The 14,732-nt window shown below is 68.4% G+C and carries 18 protein-coding genes; 9 read left to right on the top strand and 9 right to left on the bottom strand.

All coding sequences use genetic code 11. The features are described from left to right. Positions 1-25: 25 nt before the first annotated feature. From AC1DTW_RS09660 to AC1DTW_RS09645, 4 genes are all read left to right on the top strand, one after another. Positions 26-1,078 carry a LysR substrate-binding domain-containing protein gene (locus tag AC1DTW_RS09660; protein WP_477980844.1) on the top strand — a complete coding sequence of 351 codons (1,053 nt, stop codon included), beginning with the start codon at positions 26-28 and terminating at the stop codon, positions 1,076-1,078. Positions 1,079-1,094: 16 nt separating this feature from the next. Further along, on the top strand, positions 1,095-1,991 hold the full coding sequence (gluQRS, locus tag AC1DTW_RS09655) for a tRNA glutamyl-Q(34) synthetase GluQRS (protein ID WP_477981060.1): 897 nt from the start codon (positions 1,095-1,097) through the stop codon (positions 1,989-1,991). Between the two features lie 86 nt (positions 1,992-2,077). Then, positions 2,078-2,425, top strand: a complete 348-nt coding sequence (locus tag AC1DTW_RS09650; RefSeq protein ID WP_477980843.1) for an FKBP-type peptidyl-prolyl cis-trans isomerase — start codon at positions 2,078-2,080, stop codon at positions 2,423-2,425. Next, positions 2,425-3,309: a transglutaminase family protein gene (locus AC1DTW_RS09645; RefSeq protein WP_477980842.1), complete on the top strand. Its 885-nt coding sequence runs from the start codon at positions 2,425-2,427 to the stop codon at positions 3,307-3,309. The genes AC1DTW_RS09650 and AC1DTW_RS09645 overlap by 1 nt, the downstream gene beginning before the upstream one ends. A gap of 73 nt (positions 3,310-3,382) precedes the next feature. Here AC1DTW_RS09645 and AC1DTW_RS09640 read toward each other — a convergent pair whose 3' ends face one another. Continuing rightward, complete coding sequence (locus AC1DTW_RS09640) at positions 3,383-4,924, bottom strand: DEAD/DEAH box helicase (RefSeq protein ID WP_477980841.1); 1,542 nt, start codon at positions 4,922-4,924, stop codon at positions 3,383-3,385. A 354-nt stretch (positions 4,925-5,278) separates the two neighbouring features. Continuing rightward, positions 5,279-5,848, bottom strand: a complete 570-nt coding sequence (gene orn / locus AC1DTW_RS09635; protein ID WP_477980840.1) for an oligoribonuclease — start codon at positions 5,846-5,848, stop codon at positions 5,279-5,281. A 44-nt stretch (positions 5,849-5,892) separates the two neighbouring features. Between orn and AC1DTW_RS09630 the strand changes: the two genes are divergently transcribed. From AC1DTW_RS09630 to rsgA, 3 genes are read left to right on the top strand one after another with little or no spacing between them, the layout of a single operon-like run. Next, positions 5,893-7,179 (top strand): M48 family metallopeptidase, encoded by a 1,287-nt coding sequence (locus AC1DTW_RS09630; protein ID WP_477980839.1) that lies wholly within the window; start codon positions 5,893-5,895, stop codon positions 7,177-7,179. Between the two features lie 6 nt (positions 7,180-7,185). Beyond that, positions 7,186-7,518, top strand: a complete 333-nt coding sequence (locus AC1DTW_RS09625; protein ID WP_477980838.1) for a 4a-hydroxytetrahydrobiopterin dehydratase — start codon at positions 7,186-7,188, stop codon at positions 7,516-7,518. 12 nt (positions 7,519-7,530) lie between these two features. Continuing rightward, positions 7,531-8,448: a ribosome small subunit-dependent GTPase A gene (rsgA, locus tag AC1DTW_RS09620; protein WP_477980837.1), complete on the top strand. Its 918-nt coding sequence runs from the start codon at positions 7,531-7,533 to the stop codon at positions 8,446-8,448. Positions 8,449-8,553: 105 nt separating this feature from the next. On the opposite strand, the gene AC1DTW_RS09615 is transcribed toward rsgA, so the two are convergent. The 6 genes from AC1DTW_RS09615 to rpsP all read right to left on the bottom strand — a co-directional run bounded on the left by AC1DTW_RS09615 (position 8,554) and on the right by rpsP (position 12,522). Then, the gene (locus AC1DTW_RS09615) at positions 8,554-9,543 is read right to left on the bottom strand and encodes a CobD/CbiB family protein (protein WP_477980836.1); all 990 of its coding nucleotides are present in this window, start codon (positions 9,541-9,543) and stop codon (positions 8,554-8,556) included. Positions 9,544-9,574: 31 nt separating this feature from the next. Continuing rightward, positions 9,575-10,258 carry a CoA pyrophosphatase gene (locus AC1DTW_RS09610; RefSeq protein ID WP_477980835.1) on the bottom strand — a complete coding sequence of 228 codons (684 nt, stop codon included), beginning with the start codon at positions 10,256-10,258 and terminating at the stop codon, positions 9,575-9,577. A gap of 88 nt (positions 10,259-10,346) precedes the next feature. Beyond that, on the bottom strand, positions 10,347-10,700 hold the full coding sequence (gene rplS / locus AC1DTW_RS09605; RefSeq protein WP_477980834.1) for a 50S ribosomal protein L19: 354 nt from the start codon (positions 10,698-10,700) through the stop codon (positions 10,347-10,349). A gap of 148 nt (positions 10,701-10,848) precedes the next feature. Beyond that, entirely contained in the window at positions 10,849-11,607 is a 759-nt protein-coding gene (gene trmD, locus AC1DTW_RS09600; RefSeq protein WP_477980832.1) for a tRNA (guanosine(37)-N1)-methyltransferase TrmD, read from the bottom strand. 14 nt (positions 11,608-11,621) lie between these two features. After that, a complete protein-coding gene (gene rimM / locus AC1DTW_RS09595; protein ID WP_477980830.1) occupies positions 11,622-12,230 on the bottom strand; it encodes a ribosome maturation factor RimM in 609 nt (202 codons plus the stop codon). A 43-nt stretch (positions 12,231-12,273) separates the two neighbouring features. Continuing rightward, positions 12,274-12,522, bottom strand: coding sequence for a 30S ribosomal protein S16 (gene rpsP / locus AC1DTW_RS09590; protein ID WP_477980829.1), 249 nt, complete (start codon positions 12,520-12,522; stop codon positions 12,274-12,276). 195 nt (positions 12,523-12,717) lie between these two features. Between rpsP and AC1DTW_RS09585 the strand changes: the two genes are divergently transcribed. After that, the gene (locus AC1DTW_RS09585) at positions 12,718-13,260 is read left to right on the top strand and encodes a GNAT family N-acetyltransferase (RefSeq protein ID WP_477980828.1); all 543 of its coding nucleotides are present in this window, start codon (positions 12,718-12,720) and stop codon (positions 13,258-13,260) included. Beyond that, positions 13,257-13,748 (top strand): TM2 domain-containing protein, encoded by a 492-nt coding sequence (locus AC1DTW_RS09580; protein ID WP_477980827.1) that lies wholly within the window; start codon positions 13,257-13,259, stop codon positions 13,746-13,748. The genes AC1DTW_RS09585 and AC1DTW_RS09580 overlap by 4 nt, the downstream gene beginning before the upstream one ends. On the opposite strand, the gene AC1DTW_RS09575 is transcribed toward AC1DTW_RS09580, so the two are convergent. After that, positions 13,718-14,731, bottom strand: coding sequence for an inorganic phosphate transporter (locus tag AC1DTW_RS09575; protein WP_477980826.1), 1,014 nt, complete (start codon positions 14,729-14,731; stop codon positions 13,718-13,720). The genes AC1DTW_RS09580 and AC1DTW_RS09575 overlap by 31 nt on opposite strands. Position 14,732: the final 1 nt, after the last annotated feature.

The raw sequence follows: 14,732 nt of genomic DNA, 5'->3' as shown, positions 1-14,732 counted from the left end.
ACGACTTTTCCTCCCCCGTGACACCATGACCGAAAGCCGCAGTGTTCTGACACCCGATGCGTTGACGATGGTCGACGTGATCGCACGCACCGGCAGCTTCGCCGCGGCGGCGCGCGCGCTCGGCAAGGTGCCGTCGTCGTTGACCTACAGCGTGCGACAGCTCGAGGATTCGCTCGATGTGCTGCTCTTCGACCGGCGTTCGCGCCAGGCGCGCCTGACCCCTGCCGGCGAGGAGCTGCTGAACGAAGGGCGGCGCCTGCTCGAGCAGATGGACGCCGTCGCGAACCGCGTGAAGCGTGTCGCGACCGGCTGGGAGACGCGCCTGAATATCGCCGTCGACGGCGTGATCTCGCGGCTGACGATGTTCGAGCTGTGCGAGTCGTTCTATGCGCTGTGCGCGTCGTCGCAGATCGCGAAGCCGCGCGCCGGCGCCACCCCGCCGGCCGCCGATGCCGCGGGACATGGCAACCCCGGCACGCGCCTGCGGCTGCGCACCGAGGTGATGACCGGCACCTGGGAGGCGCTGGCCTCGGGCCAGGCCGATCTGGCGATCGGTGTCGGCATTGACCGCACGGCGATGCCCGGCGTGCAGATCAGGGAGCTCGGGCAATTGCCGTTCCTGTTCGCGGTCGCGCCGCACCATCCGCTGGCGGCGGCGACCCAGCCGCTCACCGATGCCGAGTTGCTGCGCCACCGCGCGGTGGCCGTCGCCGACTCGGCGCAGCGCATGGCGCCGGCGACGATCAATCTGCTGCCCGGGCAGGACGTGCTGACCGTCGGCAGCATGCAGCTGAAGATCGAGGCGCTGTTGCGCTGCATGGGCTGTGGCTTCGTGCCCGAGCCGATGGTGCGCGAGCACGTTGCAGCGGGCCGGCTGGTGCTGAAGCCGGTGCAGCGCACGAACCTCGCCGGGCGGCTCGGCTACGCATGGCGTGCGCCCGACGGCCACGCGCCGGGCGCCGCCCGCAAGCCGCAGCTCGGCCTCGCGCTGCGCTGGTGGTTGACGCAGCTCGAGAGCCCGACGACACGCCAGGCCCTGCTCGAGCGGCACAGCATGGCGCCGATGGCCGGGATGTGAGGCACCCGTGACGCAGGTGCAGTACGTCGGCCGCTTCGCGCCCTCGCCGACCGGGCCGCTGCACGCCGGCTCGCTGGTCGCGGCACTCGCCTCGTGGCTCGATGCGCGCGCGCACGGCGGGCGCTGGCTCGTGCGCATCGAAGACATCGACGGCCCGCGCTGCGTGCCCGGCGCCGAGCGGGCGATCCTCGAACAGCTCGCAGCGTTCGGCCTCGTGCCGGACGAAGCGCCAGTCCGGCAGTCGACCCGAAACGCCCGCTACGAGGCCGCGCTGGCGCATCTCGTTGCCGAAGGCTGGGCCTACCCCTGCGGCTGCACCCGCGCCGACATCGCGCAGGCGCTGGCCGCGCGCGGGCTCGCGCGCGAGCGCCACGGCGAATTGGTTTACCCCGGCACCTGCCGCGACGGGTTGCATGACAAGCCGGCGCGGGCGATGCGGCTGCGCGTCGCTGCATCGCTTGACGCGCCGGATGTACCGCTGCGCATCGACTGGCACGACCGCCGCCTCGGCGCACAACACCAGGATGTCAGCGATGCCGTCGGCGATTTCGTGCTGCAGCGCGCCGACGGGCTGTGGGCGTACCAACTCGCCGTCGTCGTCGACGACGCGGCGCAAGGCATCACTCACGTCGTGCGCGGCGTCGACCTGGCGGACAACACGCCGCGCCAGATCCACCTGCAGCGCGTGCTCGGCCTGCCGACACCGGGCTACCTGCACACGCCGCTCGTGCTCGGCGCCGACGGGGAAAAACTCTCGAAGCAGAACGGCGCCACGCCGGTCGCGAGCGCCGATCCGCTCGCGGCGTTGCGCGCGGCGGGTCGTGTGCTCAGCATCGACGTACCGAGCGACAGCGTGGCCGTGTGGCTCGGCGCCGCAACCGCCCGCTGGCGCGACGCGTGGCCGCTCGAATGACCGCGTTATCAGAGATCGGCCTGCATGCCCGGCGCCGCGCGCTGGCATGATGGCGAACTCTGTTCAATCACCCTCGAAAGTTCGTCATGGTCACCACCGAATCCGGTCTGCAATTCGAAGACACCACCGTCGGCTCCGGCGCCACCGCGCAGGCCGGCCAGCATGTGTCGGTGCATTACACCGGCTGGCTCTACAACAACGGCGTCAAGGGCGCGAAGTTCGATTCGAGCAAGGATCGCAACGACCCGTTCGACTTCGGTCTCGGCGGCGGCCAGGTCATCAAGGGCTGGGACGAGGGCGTGCAGGGCATGAAGGTCGGCGGCACGCGCACCCTCGTGATCCCGCCGCAGCTCGGCTACGGCGCGCGCGGTGCCGGCGGCGTGATTCCGCCGAATGCGACACTGCTGTTCGAGGTCGAATTGCTGGGCGTCTGATGCCACCGGTCCAATACGAAATCGTCCACACGACGGTCTACCGCTACGAGCAGCCGGTGACCTTCGGTGAACACCGGGTGATGTTTCGCCCGCGTGACAGCCACGACCTGCGCGTGCTCGCAACCGACCTGCAGGTCGAGCCCGAGGCGATGGTGCGGATGATCCAGGACCCGCACTCGAACTCGGTCGCGCTGGTCCAGCCGCTTGTGCCGGCGACCGAGCTGAAGATCGTCTGCAGCTTCGCGATCGAACATGTGCAGACGAACAACCTGGAGCTGCCGCTGTCGCCGAGCGCCGAGGTCTTCCCGTTCGCCTACAGCCTGGAAGAGCGCTTCGACCTCGAGCAGTACCTGCGACCGCACCACGACGATCCGGGCGGCCATTTGACGGCCTGGGCGCGCCAGTTCCTGCGCACCGACGGCCTGACCGGCACGCGCGATCTGCTGGTGAAGATGAACCAGGCGATCCGCGACAACTTCCGCTACGCCGCACGCGACGAAGAAGGCACGCAGACGCCGCAGCAGACACTGAAGCTCAACAGCGGCTCGTGCCGCGATTTCGCGCTGCTGATGATGGAGGCGGTGCGGCGCCTGGGCATCGCGACGCGCTTCGTCTCCGGCTACCTGTACGACCCGGCGCTCGACGGCGGCCCGGACGGCAACACGGTCGGCGCCGGTTCGACGCACGCGTGGCTGCAGGCCTACCTGCCAGGCGCCGGCTGGGTGCCGTTCGACCCGACCAACAACCTGCTCGGCGGCAACCAGTTGATTCGCGTCGGCGTCGCACGCGATCCGGCGCAGGCGCCGCCGATCGCCGGCAGCTGGTACGGCGAGCCGGGCGACTACCTCGGCATGACGGTCAATGTCGAGGTGAAGCGGCGCTGAGCGGCGGCTCGGCGCGCTGCCCAGAAGAAAAGGCCCGCAGTGCGGGCCTTTTGTCTTTCAGCGGATGCCGAACTCAGCGCGTGAAGCCGTTCGGGCGCGGCCGCTGCGGCTTGAAGCCGCCCTTGCCGGCGGGCGCGCCCGGCTTGCGCGGTGCGAAGCCTGCCGGCTTGTGATCGACACGGCCGGTCGCGGCGCCGCGGTCGAACGGGCTGCGCGGCGCATCGCCGTGCGGGGCACGCGGTTCGAAGCGCGGTGCTGCATTGCGGTCGAACGGCGCGCGGTCGCGCGGTGCGAAGCCCTCGCCGCCGCGCGGTGCAAAGCCCTCGCCACGCGGCGCAAAGCCCTGGCCGCGATGCTCGAACGGCTTCTTGCCGTAGCTCGGCTTGCCGAACGGCTTGTTGCCGAAGCGGCCGGCACCTTCCGGGCGCACCGCGAACATCTTCGGCTCGGGGCTCTTCGGCTCGAGGCCTTCGATGACAGCGACCGGAATGCTCTGCGTCGTGAACTGCTGGATGCGGCGGATCATGCCGACATCCATGCGCTCGCCGAGCGTGATCGCCAGGCCGTTGCGCCCGGCGCGGCCGGTGCGGCCGATGCGGTGGACGTAGTCCTCCGCCTTCATCGGCAGGCCGTAGTTGATGACGTGGCTGATGGTCGGCACATCGATGCCGCGCGCGGCGACGTCGGTGGCGATCAGGATCTTCAGCTGGCCGTTGCGCAGGCCTTGCAGCACGCGGTTGCGGCGTCCTTGCGGGTGGCCGCCGTGCAGCGACGCGACATGGTGGCCCATGTCGGCGAGGCGGTCGGCGAGCCAGTCGGCGTCGCGCTGCGTGCTCGTGAACACCAGCGCCTGCTCCATCTCCTTGGTCGTCAGGATGTGGTCGAGCAGCGCGTTCTTGTGGTTCACGTTGTCGGCCCAGTGCAGGCGCTGCTCGATGTTCTCGTGCGTGTCGGTGTGCGAGGAGACATCGATGCGCTTCGGGTCGCGCAGCAGGTTCTGCGCGAGGCGGCCGACGTGGCCGGCAAAGGTCGCGCTGAACATCACGGTCTGGCGCGCCGGGGGAATCGCATCCGAGATCGTGTTGATGTCGTCGATGAAGCCCATGTCCAGCATGCGGTCGGCTTCGTCGAGCACCAGCATCTCGACGTTCTCGAGCACGGCCTTGCCGGTCTGCAGGTGATCGAGCAGGCGGCCTGGGGTCGAGATCAGGATGTCGAGCGGGCCGCGCAGCGCGGCGATCTGCGCCGGGTACGGCACGCCGCCAACCACCGTCGCGACGCGCAGACCCGGCACGAAACGGCCGTAGATCGTCGCGGCCTTCGCGACCTGCATCGCGAGCTCGCGGGTCGGGCACAGCACGAGGACGCGCGGGCCGTAGATCACACCGCGCTCGCGCTTCTGGGTGGTGTCGGCGCGCGAAGCGAGCACGCGCTGCAGCGCCGGCAGGATGAACGACGCGGTCTTGCCGCTGCCCGTGCTGGCCGAGACCATCAGGTCGGCGCCTGCCAGCGCCGGCGGGATCGCCTGCATCTGCACTTCGGTGGCGGATTCGTAGCCCGTGGCGGCAACGGCTTTCGTGAGGGCTTCATTCAGGCCCAGGTTCTCAAAACTCATGGTCAACTTTCTGATTCAAACACCGCGCGAGCGCACGCCGCCTTGTGGGCGAAAAACGTGCGACAACGCGCCGGCCACCACGCGAACGTGGCAACCCAATAAGTCGCTGGGGAGAAGGTCCGAATCAGCGCCAGGGCGGCGCCGGAACTCGGGAACAGTCAAAGCGACGGCATCGCCGCCAACCATTCCCGCAAGCCCGCTCCGCGGCTTGGGTTCGAACAGAGCCCGCTGCGGATGCGACGGGCGAAGACTCGATGAGGTCAGAGGGGATGAACGAAACGCGAGGAGCCCTTTTGGATTCCCGGCGAAGCTCGCATTCTATGACGATCGGGGTTTTCCCGCAAGCTCTGCCGGTCACTTCGCGAGCAGGTGCTCGCGGTAGTACGCGAGTTCCTCGATCGACTCGCGAATGTCGGCCAGCGCCGTGTGCGCCTGCGCCTTCCTGAAGCCGGCGAGGATCTCCGGCTTCCAGCGCTTGGCCAGCTCCTTCAGTGTGCTGACGTCGAGGTTGCGGTAATGGAAGAACCCTTCGAGCCTGGGCATGTAGTTCGCGAGAAAGCGCCGGTCCTGGCAGATGCTGTTGCCGCACATCGGCGAGCTGCTCTTGGGCACGTAGCGCTTCAGGAACTCGATCACCGCGGCCTCGGCCTGTGCCTCGTCGACGAGCGAAGCCTTCACGCGGTCGATCAGGCCGCTCTTGCCGTGCGTGCCCTTGTTCCAGGCGTCCATGCGGTCGAGCGTCGCGTCGCTCTGGTGCACCGCGAAGACCGGGCCCTCGACGCGGTTGCCGAGCTGTGCGTCGGTGACGACGACGGCGATCTCGATGATGCGGTCGGTGTCCGGGTACAGGCCGGTCATCTCGAGGTCGATCCAGACGAGGTTCTGATCACTGCTGACGAGCGTGGGTTCGATGGGTTCGGTCATACGGGTTCTCCTGCGGGGATTTTGGCAGACCCTACACTCGCGCCATGCAAGCCCTCGCACTCACGCTCGTCTTCGCCGCCGCCCTGCTCGCGTCGCTGCTCGTCAAGTTCTGGCTCGCGACGCGCCAGATGCGCCATGTCGCCGCGCACCGCAACGAGGTGCCCGCGGCATTCGCCGCGACGATCACGCTCGCCGCGCACCAGCGCGCCGCCGACTACACGCTCGTGAAGGCCCGTTTCGGGTTGCTCAGCGCAGCCTTCGGCGCGGTCGTTCTGCTGGGCTGGACGCTCCTCGGCGGCATCGATGCGCTGAACGAAGCCGTGCACGGCGCAGTCCAGCCGAGGTTCGGCGCGATGGCCTATCAACTGGCGCTGCTCGCCTGCTTCGCGGCGATCGGCGGCCTGCTCGACCTGCCGTTCGAGCTCTACCGCACCTTCCGCATCGAGCAGCGCTTCGGGTTCAACCGGATGACCTGGAAGCTGTACCTGCTCGACATGCTCAAGGGTCTCGCGATCGGTGCCGTGATCGGCCTGCCGATCGCCGCGCTGATGTTGTGGATCATGGCCGCGACCGGCGGCCTGTGGTGGCTGTGGGCCTGGGGCGCGTGGATGGTGTTCAACGTGCTCGTCCTCGTGCTGTACCCGACCGTGATCGCGCCGTTGTTCAACAAGTTCGAGCCGCTCGCCGATGAATCCCTGAAGGCGCGCGTGCAGGCGCTGATGGCGCGCTGCGGTTTCGCCGCGAAGGGCTTGTTCGTGATGGACGGCAGCCGGCGCTCGGCCCACGCGAATGCCTATTTCACCGGCTTCGGCGCGAGCAAGCGGGTCGTCTTCTTCGACACGCTGCTGAAGCAGCTGACGCCCGGCCAGGTCGAGGCGGTGCTCGCGCACGAGCTCGGACACTTCAAGCACCGGCACGTGATCAAACGCATCGTCGCGATGTTCGCGCTCAGCCTCGCCGCCTTCGCGCTGCTCGGCTGGTTGTCGGCGCAGACCTGGTTCTATGCGGGCCTGGGCGTGCGGCCTTCGCTCGGCGCACCGAACGATGCGGTCGCGCTGCTGCTGTTCCTGCTCGTCACGCCGGTGTTCGGCTTCTTCGTCTCGCCGCTCTTCGCGCAGCTTTCGCGCAAGCACGAATTCGAGGCCGATGCCTATGCGTGCCAGCAGGCCAGCGGCAGCGATCTCGCCGCCGCGCTGCTGAAGCTGCACGAAGACAACGCCGCGACGCTGACGCCCGATCCGTTGTATGTTCGCTTCTACTACTCGCACCCGCCGGCGTCGGAACGACTCGCGGCACTGGCGCGGGCACCCTCTTCACCGCAACCTGCCTGATCTGCCATGAGCAACCTGCTGCACCAGAAATGCCAAGCGCTGGGGGCCGGACACGCGATGAGCGACGCCGCGATTCGCGACCACCTCGCGCAAGTCAGTGGCTGGCACCTGAACCGCGGCGCGATCGAGAAGTCGTTCGGTTTCAAGAACTTCTACGAGACAGTCGCCTTCGTCAACGCACTGGCCTGGATCTGCAACACCGAGGATCACCACCCGGAGCTCGTGGTCAGCTATGACCGCTGCGTCGTGCGCTTCGACACGCACTCGGTCGGCGGCATCTCGATCAACGACTTCATCTGCGCGGCGAAGACCGATGCATTGGTGGCATTCGTTGCCTGAGACCTTGCCTTCTTGAGCAAGACCGTCACGCTCGACCTCGGTCTCGTGGTCGCTGGGCACGGCCGCCACTACATCGTCGAGACGCCGGAAGGCGAGCGCCTGATCTGCCACCCGCGCGGCAAGGGCCGCGGCAAGAGCGGCGACTGCGTCGTCGGCGATCGGGTGCGCTGGCAGCCCTCGGGCGACGAGGGCGTGATCGAGCATGTCGAGCCGCGCCGCAACCTGCTGTTCCGGCAGGATGAATGGAAGACCAAGTCGTTCGCGGCGAACCTCGACCAGCTGATCGTGCTGGTCGCTGCCGAGCCGGTGTTCAGCGAGTCCCAGCTCGCGCGCGCGCTGATCGCGGCCGAGAGCGCCGAGATCCCGGCGCGCATCGTGTTGAACAAGGCCGACCTGCCGACGATCGGAACGGCGCGCGCGCGGCTGAAGCCATATGTCGCGATGGGCGCCGAGGTCGTCGAGCTCGCGCTGAAGACGCACGGCAAGGAAGCGCGCGCGATCCTGTGGCCGCTGCTCGACGGTCGGGCCACGCTGGTGCTCGGCCCGAGCGGCACTGGCAAGAGCACGCTGATCAACCTGCTCGCACCGTTCGCCGCGGCGCAGGTCGGCGAGATCTCGCAGGCACTGAACTCGGGCCGGCACACGACGACGACGACGCAGTGGTACTGGATCGACGGCACGGAGCGCCGCAGCGCGCTGATCGATTCGCCGGGTTTCCAGGAGTTCGGCCTGCGTCAGATCGACGCGCAGCAACTGGCCTCGCTGATGCCCGACCTGCGCCTGCACGCATCGGCCTGCCGCTTCTACAACTGCACACACCTGCACGAACCCGGCTGCGGCGTTCGCGACGCCCTGCAACGCGGCGAGATCAGCGAATCGCGCTACCGGATCTACGGCGAGATCCTCGACGAGTTGGTCGACCGACGATAGGGCCGAGCGCCGGGCCGCTTTGGGCCACGAAGGGGCCCCTTCGTGGCCCTTGCCGGCCCACATCCCCTTGGGGGATCGACCGACGTACTCGTCGGTCGAGGGGCGTCATCCCACCAGGTTCGCGAGCGACAGCAGCGCCAGCAGCAGCATCCACAGCACGACCGAGCGCCAGACCAGCCCGACGACGCTGCGCAGGTGGCCGGGCACCGGCGCCAGGCCCGGTGTCGAGCCGTCGGCGATCACGGCCTCGGGCGCGACTCCGGCCTCGAAGGTCTGAGAGCGGTCTGGCGTGACGCCGGGTGCGGCGCTGCCACCCAGCTGCACGCCGACCGCCCCTGCGGCCGCCGCGAGGATGATCCCTTCGTTCGGGTGCTTCCACAGCCCGGCATCGCGCCGCCAGCAGGTCACGGCCTCCTCGAAATTGCCGACGACCGCGAAGCCGAAAGCGGTGAGCCGCGCCGGCACGAAGTCGAGCAGGTTGAACAGGCGTTGCGACAGGTTCAGCAGCCGATCGTTGACCGGCGCGTCGATCGTGCGGCTCTTGAAGGCCCAGTACCGGCTCGCGAACTCGGCCATGCGGTAGAGCACCGCGCCGGCCGGGCCGAAGCCGAACGACGACAACAGCACGAACCAGAAGAACACGCCGAACACATGCCGGTGGGCGGCGAGCAGCGAGTGCTCGATCACATGACGCAGCAGTTCGGCACGTGGCAGCTCGCTCGCGTCGAGGTGGCGCCACTCCGAGAGCAGCCGGCGCGCCTGCGCCTCGTCACCGCGATCGAGCGCGTCGCGGATGTCGGTGAAGTAGTGGCTGAACTGGCGGAACCCGAGCGTCAGGTAGAGCACCGCGACGTTCCAGGCCAGCGCGAACAGCACGTTGAAGTGTGCGAGCCCGGCGTCCACGCCCCAGGCGACCAGCGCCGGGAACGCGCAGGTGATGCTCCAGACGACCCAGGCGTGGTGGTCGCGGCCGGCATCGAAGTTGCGGCCGGTCCAGCGCATCCAGCCGGTCAGCGAATCGTGGACGACATTGCCGCGCGGCAGCGGTTTGAGTTGCTCGATCAGCAACGCGAACAGGACGGCGAAGAAACTCATGCGCGTCGATGATAACGACGCAGGTCGAAAGTCACGCCGCGAGAAAGCGATAGAAGTTGCGCAACATCGCCGCGGTCGCGCCCCAGATGAAGTAGCGGCGCGGCTCGCCGGCTTCGTCGAGGCCATCCCAGGGGATCGACAGGAATTCGCGCACGACGCCGTTCACGTCGACCGCGTGCCGCTGGTGGTTCGCAGGGTTCATCAGGAACGCCAACGGTACCTCGAAGACCTCGGCGACCTCGAACGGTTCGGCCTGCACCGCGAAGCCCGGGCGCACGAGAGCGACGACCGGGGTCACGATGAAGCCGGTCCCGGTGGTATAGGTCGGCAACGCGCCGAGCACATCGACGAACGACGCTTCGAGGCCGATCTCTTCATGGGCCTCGCGCATCGCGGTCGCGGCGGCGTCGCGGTCCTCGGGTTCGACACGGCCTCCGGGGAAGCTGATCTGGCCCGGATGATCGGTCAGGTGCGCGGTGCGCTGCGTCAGCAGCACGGTGGTCTCGTTGCGCGGCACCAGCGCGATCAGCACCGACGCATGCGCCGGCGCGCGATCGCTGAAGCGCTGCTCGGTCTTGACCTCGGGCGACCACACCGGCGGCGTGAGGAAACGCTGGCGCAACGCATCGCTGTGCAGCACCGCTGGCGTCACGGCAGGCAGGTGGTCGTCGATGCCGAGGACAGGGAGCTTTTGCGGGTCGAAGCCGAGGGCCATGGTGAATTCTGGAAAGGCAAAAGGCCGCCCGTCGGGGCGGCCTTGAGGCGATCGGAACCGGGAGCGACTTTCGCCGCACCCGCGTTCGTCAGGCGAGCTTCTCTTTGATGCGCGCCGACTTGCCCGAGCGGCTGCGCAGGTAGTACAGCTTCGCGCGGCGAACGTCGCCGCGGCGCTTGACTTCGATCGACGCGATCAGCGGGCTGTACAGCTGGAACGTGCGCTCGACACCTTCGCCGCTGGAAATCTTGCGCACAATGAAGCTCGAGTTCAGGCTGCGATTGCGCTTCGCGATCACGACGCCTTCGAAGGCCTGGACGCGCTTGCGAGTGCCCTCGACGACGTTGACGCTGACGATCACGGTGTCGCCGGGAGCGAACTCGGGAATGGTCTTGTTGAGGCGCGTGATTTCTTCGCGCTCGAGGGTCTGGATCAGATCCATGGGTTTCTCCAAGTGATCATGCCAACGCGGTTGATGGAGTTGGGTGGCGCGTTGGCCGTTGTCGCAGTCTCGACTTGTCGCTTGACTTAAGTCACCACTGTGATATCGGCCGGCGCACCTGCGGGGCAGAGGATCGAAAAGCCTACGATTATGGCACAAGGCCGGCCAGATACTTCTCGTCCACCGCCGTCAGGCGCCCCGCGGCGCGCGCCGCGGCGAGCAGGTCCGGCCGCCGCCGCGCGGTCAGTGCCAGCGACTGTTCGCGGCGCCAGCGCGCGATGTCCTTGTGGTGGCCCGACAGCAGCACCGCCGGCACGGCCTGCTCGTCGCTGCCCGAGGTCCAGACCTCCGGGCGGCTGTAGTGCGGGCAATCGAGCAGGCCGTCCGAGAAGCTGTCCTGCTGATGCGACTGCGCATCGCCGAGCACGCCGTCCTGCAGCCGCGCGACGGCGTCGAGCAGCGCCAGTGCGGGCAGTTCGCCACCGGAGAGCACGAAGTCGCCCAGGCTCAGCTCGACATCGACATGGCGGTCGACGAAGCGCTGGTCGACGCCCTCGTAACGCCCGCACAGCAGCACCGCACCGGGCGAGGTCGCGAGTTCCTGCACGACGGCCTGGTCGATGCGCCGGCCCGTCGGGGTGAAATGCACGAGCGGCGCCGGAGCCGCCTCGGCACGCGCGACCCGCACCGCTTCGAGCGCCCGTTCGAGCGGCTCGACCAGCATCACCATGCCGGGCCCACCGCCGTACGGGCGGTCGTCGACGCGGCGGTAGGCGTTGTCGGCGAAGTCGCGCAGCGGCCACAGCGTGACATCGACATGGCCGGATTCGAACGCGCGCCGCGTGATGCCCTGGGTCAGGTGCGGCGCGAACAGTTCGGGGAACAGCGTGATGACGTCGAAGCGCATGTGGACGGCCCGGTTCAGTAGTCCAGGCCCCAGTCGACCGTGATCAGGCGTTGCTCGAGGCTGACCTCGTCGATGTAGGCACCGACGAACGGAATCAGCCGCTCGGCCTCCTGCGCGCTGACGCCGGCGGGCGCGACCGCGGGCGCCACGCGCAGCACGCTGTGCGGGCCGGTGTCGATCAATCCCGCCACCGTGCCGAGTGCCTCGCCGGCACGGTTCACGACCGCGAGGCCGATCAGGTCGACCCAGTAGAACTCGTCCGGGTCGGGCGTCGGGAAGCTGGCGCGGCCGATGAAGACGCGCGCGCCGCGCAGCGCCTCGGCGGCGCTGCGGTCAGGGACTTCCTGGGCGAGCGCGACGACGACGTCGCCATGCTCCTTGACCTGCGTGACCTTCAGCAACGACGGCATCGCCGCGGCGGCGGTCGCGGGGCGCAGCGGCCCGGCCTTCTCGGACGGCAGCAGGAACCAGCGCCGCGATGAAAACAGCGCCTGCGGGTCGGCGGCGAACGGCTGGACCTTGATCCAGCCCTTCAGGCCCCAGGCATCGACGATGCGACCGACCTCGATCGCGTCGGCGGGCCAGGCGGCATCGGCGCCTGCGGGTCGCGAGGCGGCCGTCACGGCAGCAGATCCGCGGCCCGCGTCACCCGGCGGCGGCAGTGCCTCAGGCCGTGGCCTTGGCCTGCGCGACCAGACGTTGCACCGTCGGCGACATCTGCGCGCCGGTGCTGGTCCAGTGTTCGATGCGATCGAACGCGACGCGCAGCGGCTGCTCGCCACCGGCGGCGACCGGGTTGTAGAAACCCACGCGCTCGATGAAGCGGCCGTCGCGGCGGGTGCGCGAATCGGCGACGACGATGTTGAAGAACGGGCGCTTCTTGGCACCACCACGAGAAAGACGGATCACGACCATGACTGTTCCTGAATAGGTTCGAAGCATCCACCGCGCCGAGGACACCGCGCTCCAACGGAGCACGCAGGGCAGGCAGATCGGGAGCTATCTTTGCGGATATCTCGGTGATTCGTCGATGTAGATACGCCGGCCACTCGGCCGACCACCAACGAAACCGCGCATTATAAACTCAGCATTCCGCCCAGAAGGAACCCGATGAGCATCCCCGATTTGTTGATCCGCCCGAGCACGCCCGCCGACCTGCCCGCCATCACCGCGATCTACGGCTGGAACGTGCTCAACGGCACCGGCACTTTCGAGCTGGACCCGCCCGACGAGCCCGAGATGGCGGGGCGGCGCGACGACGTTCTCGGCAAGGGCCTCCCCTGGCTCGTGGCCGAGCGCGACGGCCAGGTGCTCGGCTACGCGTACGCGAACCACTTTCGGCCGCGCAAGGCCTATCGCTTCTGCCTGGAGGACTCGGTCTACCTCGCAGACGGCGCCAGGGGCCAGGGTCTGGGCCGGCTGCTGCTGGCCGAACTGATGGCGCGCTGCGAAGCGCTCGGCGCGCGGCAGATGCTCGCGGTGATCGGCGACTCGAAAAACCTCGGCTCGCTCGGCGTGCACCGAACGCTCGGCTTCGAGCACGTCGGCGTGATGAAGTCGGTGGGCTGGAAATTCGACCGCTGGATCGACGTCGTCGTCATGCAGAAGGCGCTCGGCCCGGGCGACACGACCGGCGGAGTCGACCTCGCATGACCGATCTCGCCGTCGCGCGTTCGCCGGGCTACAAGTCGAAGACGCTGGCGACCTGGCTCGCGCTGGTCGGCGGCGGCGTCGGGCTGCACCGCTTCTACCTGCACGGCTTTCGCGACCTCTGGGGCTGGCTGTTCGTCTGGCCGAGCCTGATCGGGTTGTACGGCGTGCAGCGCATGCGCCACCTCGGCGCCGATGACCACCTCGCCTGGGTGCTGATCCCTTTTCTCGGCGTGATGCTGTCGATCGCGATGCTCAGCGCGATCGTCTACGGCCTGACGCCCGACGAGACGTGGAACGCCCGCTTCAACCCGGACGGGCCGCAGCACCGGATGAACTGGGCCACCGTGATCGGCGTCGCCTCCGCGCTGATCGTCGGCGGCGGGATCCTGATGGCGACCTTGGCGTTCAGCGCCCAGCGCTACTTCGAACACGAAGCCGAGGCGAGAGCCGCGCAGGCTCAGGGCAGCAGCGCCAGACCAATCCAGTAGAAGACACCGGCGACGAAGGCCGAGGCCGGGATCGTGAAGATCCAGGCCCAGACGATGTTGCCGGCAATGCCCCAGCGCACCGCGGCGGCACGCTGCACCGAGCCGACGCCGACGATCGCGCCGGTGATCGTGTGCGTCGTCGAGACGGGCACGCCCCACGCGGTCGCGAGGAACAGTGTCGCCGCCCCGCCCGCCTCGGCACAGAACCCGCCGACCGGTTTCAGCTTCGTGATCTTCTGCCCCATCGTCTTGACGATGCGCCAGCCGCCGAACATCGTGCCGGCGCCGATCGCCAGGTAGCAGGCCCAGATCACCCAGGTCGGCGGGAGCTTGTCGGCGCCGCTCGCGTAGCCGCTCGCGATCAGCAGCATCCAGATGATGCCGATCGTCTTCTGCGCGTCGTTGCCGCCGTGGCCGAGGCTGTACAGCCCGGCCGAGATCAGCTGCAACCGGCGAAACAGGTTGTCGACCCGCAGCGGCGACGTGCGCCGGCACAGATTCGCGACCGCCACCATCAGCAGCGAGCCGAACAGGAAGCCCAGCAACGGCGACAGGAAGATGAACAGCACCGTCTTGCCGATGCCGCCGGCGATCAGCGAGCCGGCGCCCGATTTCGCGATCACCGCGCCGACGATGCCGCCGATCAGCGCATGCGACGAGCTCGACGGAATGCCGTACCACCACGTGACGACGTTCCAGAAGATCGCGCCGATCAGCGCCCCGAACACGACGTGGTGATCGACGACACCGGGCAGCACGATGCCTTTGCCGATCGTCGCGGCGACGTTCAGGTGAAAGATCGCGATCGCGACGACGTTGAAGAACGCCGCGAACACGATCGCCTGCTGCGGTTTCAGCACGCCGGTCGAGACGACGGTGGCGATCGCATTGGCCGCGTCGTGGAAGCCGTTCATGAAGTCGAACGCGACCGCGAGGATCACGAGCAGCGCGACGACCCAGAAGGCGGTCTGGACAGAGGTCATC

Source organism: Rhizobacter sp. P5_A1 (assembly GCF_056400745.1).
This window is presented reverse-complemented; position numbering and strand designations above follow the sequence as displayed.

Bases quoted from the DNA above. Each gene is read 5' to 3' on its own strand.
- AC1DTW_RS09660 (WP_477980844.1), top strand. From the start codon at position 26: ATGACCGAAAGCCGCAGTGTTCTGACACCCGATGCGTTGACGATGGTC.
- AC1DTW_RS09650 (WP_477980843.1), top strand. From the start codon at position 2,078: ATGGTCACCACCGAATCCGGTCTGCAATTCGAAGACACCACCGTCGGC.
- AC1DTW_RS09645 (WP_477980842.1), top strand. From the start codon at position 2,425: ATGCCACCGGTCCAATACGAAATCGTCCACACGACGGTCTACCGCTAC.
- AC1DTW_RS09640 (WP_477980841.1), bottom strand. From the start codon at position 4,924: ATGAGTTTTGAGAACCTGGGCCTGAATGAAGCCCTCACGAAAGCCGTT.
- orn (WP_477980840.1), bottom strand. From the start codon at position 5,848: ATGACCGAACCCATCGAACCCACGCTCGTCAGCAGTGATCAGAACCTC.
- AC1DTW_RS09630 (WP_477980839.1), top strand. From the start codon at position 5,893: ATGCAAGCCCTCGCACTCACGCTCGTCTTCGCCGCCGCCCTGCTCGCG.
- AC1DTW_RS09625 (WP_477980838.1), top strand. From the start codon at position 7,186: ATGAGCAACCTGCTGCACCAGAAATGCCAAGCGCTGGGGGCCGGACAC.
- AC1DTW_RS09615 (WP_477980836.1), bottom strand. From the start codon at position 9,543: ATGAGTTTCTTCGCCGTCCTGTTCGCGTTGCTGATCGAGCAACTCAAA.
- AC1DTW_RS09610 (WP_477980835.1), bottom strand. From the start codon at position 10,258: ATGGCCCTCGGCTTCGACCCGCAAAAGCTCCCTGTCCTCGGCATCGAC.
- rplS (WP_477980834.1), bottom strand. From the start codon at position 10,700: ATGGATCTGATCCAGACCCTCGAGCGCGAAGAAATCACGCGCCTCAAC.
- trmD (WP_477980832.1), bottom strand. From the start codon at position 11,607: ATGCGCTTCGACGTCATCACGCTGTTCCCCGAACTGTTCGCGCCGCAC.
- rpsP (WP_477980829.1), bottom strand. From the start codon at position 12,522: ATGGTCGTGATCCGTCTTTCTCGTGGTGGTGCCAAGAAGCGCCCGTTC.
- AC1DTW_RS09585 (WP_477980828.1), top strand. From the start codon at position 12,718: ATGAGCATCCCCGATTTGTTGATCCGCCCGAGCACGCCCGCCGACCTG.
- AC1DTW_RS09580 (WP_477980827.1), top strand. From the start codon at position 13,257: ATGACCGATCTCGCCGTCGCGCGTTCGCCGGGCTACAAGTCGAAGACG.
- AC1DTW_RS09575 (WP_477980826.1), bottom strand. From the start codon at position 14,731: ATGACCTCTGTCCAGACCGCCTTCTGGGTCGTCGCGCTGCTCGTGATC.